General features: G+C 48.9%; 7 protein-coding genes. 1 reads left to right on the top strand and 6 read right to left on the bottom strand.

Features of this window, described 5'->3' with window-relative positions; all coding sequences use genetic code 11:
- Positions 1–31: 31 nt before the first annotated feature.
- Complete coding sequence (locus tag AC1S8V_RS16015; protein ID WP_024630063.1) at positions 32–289, top strand: GlsB/YeaQ/YmgE family stress response membrane protein; 258 nt, start codon at positions 32–34, stop codon at positions 287–289.
- 90 nt (positions 290–379) lie between these two features.
- On the opposite strand, the gene AC1S8V_RS16010 is transcribed toward AC1S8V_RS16015, so the two are convergent.
- From AC1S8V_RS16010 to AC1S8V_RS15985, 6 genes are all read right to left on the bottom strand, one after another.
- Positions 380–724 carry an alpha/beta hydrolase gene (locus AC1S8V_RS16010; RefSeq protein WP_482069868.1) on the bottom strand — a complete coding sequence of 115 codons (345 nt, stop codon included), beginning with the start codon at positions 722–724 and terminating at the stop codon, positions 380–382.
- A gap of 655 nt (positions 725–1,379) precedes the next feature.
- Positions 1,380–1,511 (bottom strand): hypothetical protein, encoded by a 132-nt coding sequence (locus tag AC1S8V_RS16005; protein ID WP_482069867.1) that lies wholly within the window; start codon positions 1,509–1,511, stop codon positions 1,380–1,382.
- Positions 1,512–1,900: 389 nt separating this feature from the next.
- On the bottom strand, positions 1,901–3,325 hold the full coding sequence (locus tag AC1S8V_RS16000) for a GH32 C-terminal domain-containing protein (RefSeq protein WP_482069866.1): 1,425 nt from the start codon (positions 3,323–3,325) through the stop codon (positions 1,901–1,903).
- On the bottom strand, positions 3,322–4,986 hold the full coding sequence (locus tag AC1S8V_RS15995) for a glycoside hydrolase family 172 protein (protein ID WP_482069865.1): 1,665 nt from the start codon (positions 4,984–4,986) through the stop codon (positions 3,322–3,324). The genes AC1S8V_RS16000 and AC1S8V_RS15995 overlap by 4 nt, the downstream gene beginning before the upstream one ends.
- An 88-nt stretch (positions 4,987–5,074) precedes the next feature.
- Positions 5,075–9,613, bottom strand: coding sequence for a GH32 C-terminal domain-containing protein (locus AC1S8V_RS15990; protein ID WP_482069864.1), 4,539 nt, complete (start codon positions 9,611–9,613; stop codon positions 5,075–5,077).
- A gap of 196 nt (positions 9,614–9,809) precedes the next feature.
- Positions 9,810–12,059: a GH32 C-terminal domain-containing protein gene (locus tag AC1S8V_RS15985; protein ID WP_482074498.1), complete on the bottom strand. Its 2,250-nt coding sequence runs from the start codon at positions 12,057–12,059 to the stop codon at positions 9,810–9,812.
- Positions 12,060–12,068: the final 9 nt, after the last annotated feature.

The raw sequence follows: 12,068 nt of genomic DNA, 5'->3' as shown, positions 1-12,068 counted from the left end.
TGTAATAAATCCGAAGAAAGGAGAACAATCCATGGATCTGCTCTGGGTACTCATTGTTGGTGGACTTATTGGCTGGTTAAGCGGCAACTTGATTGGGCGGGACGTACCGGGCGGTGTACTTGGGAACATTATTGCGGGTTTTATAGGTTCCTGGTTAGGAACGGAATTGCTGGGACCAAGGGGGCCGGTGATTGGCGGATTTCATATTATTCCAGCCATCGTTGGCTCGATTATTGCCCTGCTCATCTTCTTCGCTCTGGCACGCGGCGGAGCCTTCCGAAGACGTTAACCAAGAGAGGCGGAAACCGATACCGTTGTACTAAACATAAAAGGACCGAAAGCATTCATCGATGGAAGATGAACACTTACGGTCCTTTATTTATTTTTGTACTGATTTCATCCAATCTTTCAGTGCCTGAACAACCTGCTGAAGCTGTTTCTGTCGTCCTGTAACCTTAGGCGGGCTGTCTCCCTTTTGCATCCCGTAGGAGCCAAATTGACCATGGTTGCGACTCTTTGTACTCACGAATGTCGTGTTTTTCGGAAGATTGGTTTTGGCTTTTTCCCACGCTGCCCAGTTCAGAACAACATCATTACTTCCCGTAAGTTGCAGTGCAGACAAGTTTGTTCCGTCCAGTCTCCCGCCATCATCCGCATAGGATGCAAGGTAAAATACCCCTTTGATCTGATCTGTATGTGCTGCGGCATATCTTGAGGCAAACATACACTTAGAGAATGCCCGCCAATGACATACGTTTCACCTGGATGCTCCGCGAGAAACGACTCTGCCCGGTTTCCACCGAACATCGCCAAATTCAGGGGCATCTTCGTAATATACACGCGTGGTTTCAAACGACCACGTAGCTGCAGGAATTGTTACGTGTAGTAAGGAAAAGGAATTTCAATACTGGATGAACTGGCAGTTATAGGGTTTGACAATCATCCAATAGCTAAAATTATGAATATTACTGCAATTGAAATACCTTTAGTGGAGATTGGTGAGAGCCTCAATCGTTATGCTATAACGTTAAGACTGCGGATTTTTCAATTTCCAGAAGCTTTGGCGGATCATTCCGTTGCAGCACCCAACCTTTGTTACGTAAATATTAATTGAGTTTAAATTCTGACAGCATCTCATTCGGATTGCGTAAGAGATTCGGCCTCACCGATGCCAGTTCATTGTGGGCGGCATTGTCGAGATAGACTTGGGATTACTTACTGCTTCTTTGCCAGCAGACGCGAACGAACGTTCCTGCGAATTCTTCAATAACAAGCTCACAATAGCCGTCATCCACATATTCCCCAGGATAGGTTAATACATTTGTATTTGGAGAATAGTGCACTTCATTCGTATTATCCGTTCCATCCAAAAGAACAGATTATGTATCCAAATCCAAACCTGATCCGTTATCGGTCAGCTCGACCTTTAATTCATCAAGTGGAGTGTTTAATGTTTCATTCTCAACAGGGGCTATAGGTTTAATGTTTGGAACGTCTTTATCCTCATCCATTTCCTCATAGATGAAGGTAATCACCTACCCAAATATAGCCCTTATTTTTTTGCTCATATTCGATTGTTTCAATTGAAAAAACAATAAGCAGGTCCTTATCATGTAGGAGTCGGACTTCCCATGGTGTGCGTCACCTGCCACTGTGACAATCGTGATCGCACTCAGCAATAAAGCAAAATGCAAGCGTCACAAAGGCAGGTTTACGGCAGCTCCTTGCAAGCTTCAATGAGCATGTGGAGCTCTTACTTTGAAAATGTAAAAAATCCACAACCTCTTACGGTTGTGGATTAATATGGTGGGGGCGAACCGCGGCTGTGCAGAACCACAATTCGTCGCCATAATCGAACTGTAACTCTTGTCTATTCAAACGAAACATTCCGAGAGTTATATTATTCTCTGATCGCGATTTTCACATTGCTGAGTTGTGCACTGCCTTGATTGACGAACAAGCCCAGCTTCCCTTGAAGAATATCATACATTCTGGCACTCATGGCAATTTCATCGTCCACATAAATTTCGCATATCGATCCGTCAATAAACACTTTGATTTCATAAGGACGATTGGGAACAAGCTGAACGGGGCGTTCCAGCTCAACCTCATAAGGGAACGTCTTTCCCCCCTCTTCCGACTGCATAATCGCCCCACGAAAGGTCATGCGGTTCCGCTGCGGTTCCAGCGTGACATAATAGGCCGCATCCAGAGTGTCTTTTGTCCGGAGCATGAACCCAACACCTTGAGTTTGTTCAGAGAATGAGACAATAGCCGATATTTTACATTGATCGGGTAAATCTTCCGGAGTTGTACAGCCGGCAAACCTATACGGTGACTCGCAAGAGACCGATCCGTCTGCGAACTCCCACTCTCCAATAATACCATTGAATTGAACAGGTAGCGTTTTGGCAAAAGCGGCATCAACCGTTTCCGGTACTTTTACGCCAAGGGTGCCATCTGCCCGTTGAACGATTTCATGCACAATCAGATTCCCGCCCCAGTCCCAAGTGTCGTAATCCTTGCCAAGGGACTTCGGCGGGTTCCAGCCGAATAAATCGTCATTCTTCGTCGGATTCCATCCAAACAGGTAGCGCTTCTCACCGTCTGAAACGGATTTGGCAGCATAGTAGGCACGACCGTCGAAGGTATCTTCCTTTGGAGTAATCCAAGGGCCTTCCAGGGAACGGCTCATCCGGTAAAAGGTCGCAAATCGTCCGGTATAAGAAGAGTAGATCAAATACCACCAATCCCCGATCCGAAACAAATCGGGACATTCGTGAGCCCCCACGTGCAGATTTGGCGAGTACAGGGGCTCGCGGTACTCCCAAGCTTTAAGATCCTTGGATGACAGCAGCGCGGTGCATCCTTCTCGATTAGTTGGCCCTTTTGCCATCGCTGCAAGCAACATCCAGTACTGGCTTTCCTCTTCATTCCAGAATACGAAGGGGTCACGCCAATCGGATAGCTCATATATGTGGTCGTCAGCGGTAAAGGTATCCTCAGGGATTGCCTCCCAGGTCTTGAAGTCTCTGCTTATCGCATGACATACCAACTGCTTGCCTTCAGGAAATATGCAATAGAACATATGGTAGATGCCGTCCACTTTCAGAATGTGACCGGTCCCGCCTTCGATCTTGCAAGCTCCTTCTTCCCGATAATTCACAAAATCCTTCGTTCCGACAAGATACCAGCCGTGGTCGAGTCCCTCCCGGTAGTTATCTCTCCATCCGTGCAGATAGAACAGCTTAAACTCCCCGTCTTCATAATATGGAATAACGTCTCCTACCCATGCGTTATCCGGCCGATAGAAAAATTCCTTCATTTTTTATCCCTCCTGGCGTTTATAGTAACTAAGCGGTCATTGAGCGAAACGGGCCTATACTCATCACTTGTGCCCCGCTCCTGATACCAATAAACCGTGGAGGCATACAAACATTGGTTATTTAAGCCCCATTGATTCTCTTTATATTTCTCAATAAATCCCTCGAAGGAGTTCATGAAGGGAATGTTATCACAAATATGAAATCGGCTAACCGAGGTATGTCCGTTCGCATCCAATTCGATAAACGGCTGACTGGCGAAAGCACTGTCAAACATCGGGAAGGGAGGCTCAGCCGCCCAGGCATAGCCAATATAGTCCTCGCTGCCCGTTCCGAAAGTGGACGGAAAGGATTCGCCATCGACGAAAAATTTCTCGTCCCCTTCTCCCCACCACCAATCAATCGTTTTTCGATCCCAACGCCCATACCACCAGGTTTCGGCTTCCTCATTGGGTTTCTCCCAGGTATTGTACACGTGAAGGTGAACGCCGCAGAACCTTCCCCGCCCTTTCGTCAGCAGCAGAGGCCAATCCGGCCAGCGATCCCCGCCTTCCTTGAAGCGCCCCACGTCCAGATCCAGATAGTCGTCCCGGTGCCATTTCGCATGAAAACGCAGGAGATCGCAAGTATGAGATGCTGTTAAGGGAAAATAACGGATATCAGCTGATATCTCACACGGCTGCGTTCCATCATTTTCAATTTCGATCCTGGCACCTTCCGAGAACGGCATGTACCAATAACTGTACATTTCATGTTCATTCATACCCAGAGGCAGAGAGCGGTACGGCTTGATGCCGGGAGCGCTTCCAAAAAAATCACCCAGTGGAGCCCATACGGAGGGATCTACTTCATTGTCCCATTTCATTGAGATGGCCAATTGCCTAGCCCAGATCCGCTGCTGTTCCTCGCTCTTTCGTCCAAGGTCAGTCCTGATCCGGATCATCGAGATAGCGCCTGCCTCCTGTTTATCAAAAAGCACAGCCTTGCCCCCTGCTGGTACGGATACCGTAACGTTCTCGATGGAAGACCCTTCCGTATTCAAGGAAGAATCGATTCCTCTTTGCTGTAATACCCGATCCGCTTCGGCCAGTGCAATAGCTGACTCCTTGTCGATGCTACCATCAAAAGACGGCAGTTTGACTTCGGAAGGGAATGAAGTATAAGTGATGTGGTAATAAGCGCCCCAACCTTTATCCAACAGTACCTTGCAATGTTTTTGAAAGGGGAGCGGAATGAAGCTGTTTCTTCCGCGGGATAATGTAGGCGACAGATACGGAAAATTGGCCGGGGCCCCCTCCTGGTTGAATTTTTCAAAATAATCCCGGAAGGGCAGATTAATCACGGGGGTATCGGCATGATCAATATAAATTCGGATAAGTCCATCCTCCGGAAGCGCAGACCAGAATCTCCAGATCACGCCAGGACCGCCGAGTTCCATAGCGACGATGCTGTCCCCTTCCTTACGAATGAAGCCTCCTCCGTCATCATTGGCTCCCCAATTCTCGTATAAGCCGGTCTCGGCATTATAAACAGAGCTTCGGTCAAAGCTTGAGAAACACCCTGATTTCTCATCGGCCTGCGGCGGTACCGCCAGCGATTCAAAGTCATACAGTCTTCTCACAAGGTCCTTATATGAATAAGATTGCTGCTTGGCTTGAGTCATGCTGTATACTCCCTTCTTTCTTACCTGCTTCTCCATTTCGAATGACAAGCTGCTCTGACTGCTCGGTTTGTTTGCGGTGACCACAGAGTTATTCGGAGGGCTGGTAGGACCGACTGGATCGATTGGATTTGTCGAGGTATTTTGGAGTAGTCGGGTTATTCACCTTAACCGGTACATTGAAGTCATCGACGTTAATATGTCCAAAGCCGCCTGTGGATTGGTCAACCACCTTAATATAAAGCTCCTCGCCGATATACTGCGACGCATCCCAAATTTTCCGTTGATACTCCTCATAATTGGTGGCAGTCTCTTTAAATAGCTCTTTGCCGTCCGACGCCCGGACCAGCGCAACATACAGTTTATCGATATCACGCCCGCCGCTGACAAGGAAGTTGAGTTTACCGTTCCCGCCAAGGATGAAGTTCTGTGATTTAAGCGTTCCCGTTAAACTGTCACCGCCGGCTTCCTCATTGAAGCCCCACAAATGATAGCCTCCCGGAATTTTATGCGACGGATTGAAATAAATCGTGTCCCAGAAAAACTGGGTATCGGTCACATGGACATTCTGGAAGGCGTCTCCTTCCGTTATCCAGCCTGTTAAGTCGCCTGTGGCAAAATCATGGTTAGACAGGTCCGCAATATCGGTGTATACGGAGTTGTCCCAGTTGTCAGGCACATCGACCGGAGCAGCCGATTCACCCGTCAAGGCATTCATATTCCATACTTCCATCGACTTGACCGTTATATTGTTGTCGCCCCAGACCTGCAAGCCCAAGGAGTCGTATCTGCCTACATAGACGCGGGTTGTCAGCTTTTTCTTGTAATTGGCAAAGGCTTCAACAACCGAGCGATCGAGGAAGATATGCAGCTTCAGGTTCTCTCCGTCAAGATCTACGTACCCTCCTTGAATACCGTCCACGCGCACATCCGGATCAATGCTGCTCTTGGTCCGATCCACATTAAAGGTCCCGTTCGTCTTGTCATAGTAAATCAGCGTTTCCTCTTGGCCGTTATCGGAGCGCCGCACTTTGAGACCGAATTTCTGGGCTTCGCCTGGATCAATTTCCATCACAATCTCCAGCATGTCGCCTTTGACATTTTGAATCAATTGATTGGCGGTAGCCAAATTTTTGTCCGAGAAATCAACCACCTTATCTCCCCGGAGACTCTGCAATTCTTGAATGGGCTCAATGCGCAATTGATCATGGTCGTCCAGACTTAGGGAAACGGGCAGTGCCAGATTATGAGCCCATCCGGCTTGATATTCAGCCTGCGGTGTTCTTACGTTTTGCACCATGGAGTAAACGACCGTTCTTCCGTCAGGTGTGACCATACCGCTCTCTGCGGTTAAATAACCATCACCCACATCCATTTTGGAGGGTGCTTCTTGATCAGGTATAAATTTGAAGTGTTCCCGGTCCCAAGTGCCTATCCAGTAAAAGACCTCAACATCTCTTTGCACATCGTTCGCCGGAGGTACTTGCTCGGGCTTTTCATGGGGATTAATCATGAAAATATACTTTTGCTTGCCCGTACTGTCTTTGCCTAACGGCAATAATACGGGCAGTTCCCATACTGTACCCAACTCTGGATACTGGCTTCTGTCACTAACGTATAAAGGCCCCTTATACTCCCAATTGTACATATCATCAGACACATACACCAAAGCTGTGCCGCTGCTAAAGTCCTGAAGGCCAGACGTCACTAACTGATACCACTTATCTACCTCTTCGTCGTACCATACAAATGGGTCCCGAAACTCGTTATGGATGCCATTCCCGTTCTGCTCTGTTACCGGTTCGGGATATTTCACCCATTGCTCTAAATTGGGGTCGGACAAATCCGCCGGAGTCGCCAGCCCTGTTCTTTGGTTGGGGGACAGGGAGTCATTGCCGGCGGTATAAAAGAGAACGGGATTTCCGTTTCGATCATACGCTGCACTGCCTGACCATGCGCCGTCCGGATCAAGGGTGCCCTCTTCGGGGGCAAGAGCAGGCCTCACATTTTCCCAGTGAACCATATCGTCACTAACCCAATGTCCCCAGTGGATTTGATGCCAAAATGGACCCTGGGGGTTATGCTGATAAAATAAATGGTATTTGCCGTTATAATAAATCGGTGCATGCGCTTCATTCATCCAGTTTTGCGGAGGCATCGCATGGTACTGCGGACGGTGCTGATCACCGTCGAATACACTAGGGTCCTCATCAATATCGCCATTTGGAATTTCCGGAACCTTGCCGCCATGAAGCCTCTTTACAGTCTCATACTCAGTAAGGATCTCCTGAGCGGTAAGGGCTTTGTTCTGCAGCTTCACTTCATCGATGAGTCCGCTGAACATATTGTAGGAGAACAAGCCTGCCAACTCTACCGGTTTATTGTTTTTACCGATAATCAGGCTTGTCGCAGATGGTGTGATCGGTACGTTGACTGGTGCTGCCTGGGAAGCCACTTCCTCGCCGTTTAGATATAACTTAATCATTCCTTCTTCCTTGTCGAACGTAGCTGCTACGTAATTCCATTTGTATTTTTCGAGTGGATGGTCTTTGACCCATACCTGAATCCACTGCCCGCCAATTCCGGCCTGCATTGACCATGTGCCGTGCCGGTACATGCCAAGCGCAAAGCCTTCCGCCTTATCCTGATCGGACTGATTTACAATCGCAGACAGCTTGTTCCCGTCTCCCCATTCGTAGCTGCGTGGGGCGACCCAAGCTTCAAGCGTGAACGCATCGCTTACAGGAATGGTATCCTTTGTATTCACCTCAATATCATTCGAATATCCATCGAACAACAAGGCACTGCCTTTTACTCCGCGCGGAGTCCATCTCGGATCCTTCGATGCCATGTATCTGGCGTTGTTAAATACATAGTTCACATCGTGCTCCAAATTGCTTACTTCCTCAAGCGCCTTCTTTCCTGCGCCTTCATCAAGACTCATATAGAAAACGGTCCCCAAACCATGAGCTTGAAAAGCGTCAACCGCAATACTGGCTTGGTTGGATTGATCGACAACCTTGACATAGAGCTTCTTATTATAGTGTTCCTGTATTTCCCAGGTAATTTTCTCGTTCGCACTGACATCTCCGATCTTTTCAAGCAACGTATTCGTACCCGCATCATAAAGTGCGACGAAGGCGTCCTCCGGATTTTCGATAGTCAAAACAGTAAAGGTAATGCTTCCGGTTCCCTGAAGGGTGAAAGTATTGGAAGTAATGGAGCCCTGTCCTTCCGCAGAGGACTTGGCGAAGAAGTTCCCTTCTTTACCGGCTTGAGCTTCTTGGGTCACTTGAAAGGCATTCCCCTCAGCTGTCCACCCATCCAAATTCCCGGTTTCAAAACTGCGGTTTGTGATTTCAGTCGGCATAATGTTATCTGCCATGACTCCTTCATCTGGTACGGTTTCACTGAAGGTATTGAAGGCATCAGCAAATATTACTCCCCAATCGGATGTTGCATGATCTACGATTTCAACATACAGTTTCTTTCCGATATACTTGGACAGGTCGGCTTTATATTGTTCCATATTCGCCAGTCTCAGACCCTGCGCAGGATCCGGGAACCCGGACTCATTAAATTCGCTATTCCCGTACCTGGCAATCAAGTCTCCCGTATCCGCCTCGATGACGTTCACATACACTTGATTCTTATTCTTGCCTCCACCCAGTCTGAAGGTAATCCAGCCTGTTCCACCCAGCTCGAAGGTGCTCGAACGAAGCACACCTGTCGCAGCCTCATTATATTTCCATCCGTTTAAATGATAATTGCCTTCCTGATTATACGGGATTTGTTCATCCCAAAAGGTTGTGTCGTCCGATACACTGTTCGGACCAAATGCTTCACCCTCGACAACCGTCCACCCTGTTAAGTTTCCGGTTTCAAAGCTGGGATTTTCGATTTGATAACGTTTGAAATCAGGCTTGATATCCGTGGCGATAATTCCTACAGCCGGCTCGGATTCATGATACATGAAGAATGCATCCGCAAATACCACTCCCCAGTCCGTGGTTGCATTATCGACGATCTCCATGTACAACTTCTTGCCTAAATGTTCGGAAAGATCTGCCTTATATTGCTCCATATTGGCAAGCCGCAAGCCCTGATCGGGATTCGGGAAGCCAACGTCAGCGAAGGCGCTATTGCCATACCGGGCAATGACCTGCCCTGTCTGGGCTTCCACGATATTTACATATGCTTTGTTTGGATTTTTGGCACCACCAAGCTTGAAGCTGATCCAGCCGCTGCCGCCCAGCTCGAATGTGCTGGAACGAAGCACGCCGGTCGCAGCCTCGTCATGCTTCCAGCCGTTTAGATGATAAGTACCTTCCTGATCGTACGGGATTTGTTCCGCCCACCAGGTTGTTTCATTCGATACGCTGTCCTGACCAAACGCTTGACCTCTGACAACCGTCCAGCCTGACATATCCCCAGTTTCGAAGCTTGGATTTTGGATTTGATAGACTGTATCCGTAACCGACAATCCTATGTTCACCTGTGGACTGAGTGTTTCCTCGACATCAACCTGGGATTCGGCTGCGGCCGAGATTCCGGGAGCTACAAGCTGAAGAACCATCACCCCTATAACCATTCTGGAGATCCATCCTTTGTTTCTTCTGGCTTCTCTCATCAACGAGCCTCCTTCGTCATTTCTTATTCATGCAAACATTCATACGTAATTTTGAAATGGCTCTCCGTATACAAGGATGCATAGTCATGAAGTAAGAGAGGCGTTAATGAAGCGTTTCCATCCCGATGGGTGCTAAGTGGTCTAAATGTTAGTTACATTACCCATATGGTAAGTAAGGTGCGCCTAGGTGCTCACGTTACCATATGGATCGCATATCCCATATTTCCATGGACTTAACCAGCGGTTCCCCATCACCCCAGATCTCAAGTCCCAGAGCATCCTTACGGCTTGGATATACACGGGTCGTCAAGCTTTTCAATCCATTGGCATACGCTTCAACCATGGAGCGGTCCAAATAGATGTGAAGTTTCAGATTCTCACCCAACAGCTCCAGTTGACCTCCCTGAACCCCGTTACACCTTTCTCCCGGATGCAGCGTTGTTTTCCTCCGATCAACCAAGAGCTTAGCTTCATTTAAATCATAATATAGCAGCGTTTCTTCTTCTCCATCCGGCGTACACCGGACTTTGATTCCGAGTTGTTGGCTGGCACTGCCCGGCTCTAGTTCCACTTGAATCTCAAGCATGTCGCCTTGAACATCCTGAAGCAGTTCATTAGCCTCAGCCAATGATTTGTCCCGGAGCGCTAGCCGCTTGGCACCACGCAAGGATTGAAGCTCTTGAATCGGCTCGATTCCCAGCCGTCCGTCATCCCGCAAATACACGCTGAGAGGCAAGCCGCCGTTATGAGCCCAGCCCGATTGATATTCAAGCTCAGATGTCCGGTCGCCTTGGGCTATCGTAAATATGATCTTTCTGCCGGTCTTCGGATCCACCATGCCGCTCGGGCCGGTAAAATGAAAATCACCGACATCAATCAGTTCCGGCTCCTCTTGATCTGGAATAAACGAAAGGTTTTGTTTATCGAGCTGCCCAATCCAGTAGAATACCTCGACATCCGCTCCTTGTCCCACAGGGCTGACCAGTAAAAGATGCTTGTTCACTCCCTGTTTATTGCTGCCAAGTGGAAGAAGCACGGGCAGCTCCCAGATCGGTCCAAGATAAGGGAACTTCTGAATCTCCGCTTTAAATAATGGTCCTTTGTACGTCCAATTCAGCATATCCTGCGACGAAAATGCCAGCGCTGCTCCACCTTCGCCTTCGATCCCGGACCCGACCAAGGCAAACCAACCGTCATCATCCTTCCACACGAATGGATCCCGGAAATCTCCGAATAAGCCCATGCCCTTCTTTTGTACAATCAACGGCTCCGGATGTTTGACCCATTGAACCAGATCCGGATCTCCATCTCTGGAATAGGTGCTTCGGGCAAGCGCCACGCTCTGATTCGGCGAAGCACTGTCATTGCCCGCCGTAAAGAACAAGACAGGCAGGCCTTCTGCGTCATATGTCGCGCTTCCCGACCAAATCCCGTCCGGTGCGAGTTGATCTTTTTCGGGTGCCAGGGCCACGGGAAGATCCCGCCAATGTACCAGGTCCTTGCTTACCCAATGTCCCCAGTGGATCTGATGAAAGAACGGTCCGAGCGGGTTGTGCTGATAAAATAAATGATATTGTCCGTCAAAATAGATCGGCGCGTGGGGTTCATTCATCCAATGGGCCGGCGGGCTAACATGATATTGTGGTCTGTGCCGATCCTGCAGCAGAGGCGTCCGATCCAGCTTGATCTCATCATACGTTAATTGTGGATGGCTTCCTCCATGGGCGGTGTCCAGCACATGCCGATAGGAAGCGGCCACCTCGTCCGCGCTCAGCGGCCGATTATAAATCTTGAGCTCATCGATGATACCGCTAAACATGTGCAGGCTGAATACTCCCGCCAGCAGGCTGCCGTGATTATTTTTGCCGATGAGCAGATCCTCGCCCACAGCCTCGGCCAAGCGGGAACCACGAGGCAAGACGGCCGAAGCGATTTCATTGCCATTCAAATACAGCTTCATTTCCCCTTGGTCCCCATCGAACACGGCACTCACGTAAGACCACTCATTCTTAGGCAGTTCATGGCCGTCCGACGACCAAACTTCCTTCCATCTCCCCCCTTCAAGACCGACTTGGAAGGACCAGGTGCCATGACGAAACATGCCAAACAGATAACCCTGCTTGCGATCCATGTTGTAGCGATTCACAATGGCGGACAACTTGCCCTCATCTCCCCATTCATACGAGCGGGGTGCTACCCATACTCCGATGCTTAGCGCAGAAAGATATTGCGGCCCGCCATTCGCATCTCCCTCATTGAGCGGATGGGCAATATAAGTCGAGTAGCCGTCGAAGAGGAGTCCGTTTCCCAAAACTCCCTTTCTCCACTGCGGATCGCACGGTTCGGTAAACTCCGCTTGTTTAAATACGTACTGAATATCATCCCGATCTTGGGAGACGCTCTCCATCGTGCTGGCTCCGGTTCCTTCATCGAAGGCCCAAGACATAATCAAACC

This window comes from Paenibacillus sp. B46(2026) (assembly GCF_056786355.1).
This window is presented reverse-complemented; position numbering and strand designations above follow the sequence as displayed.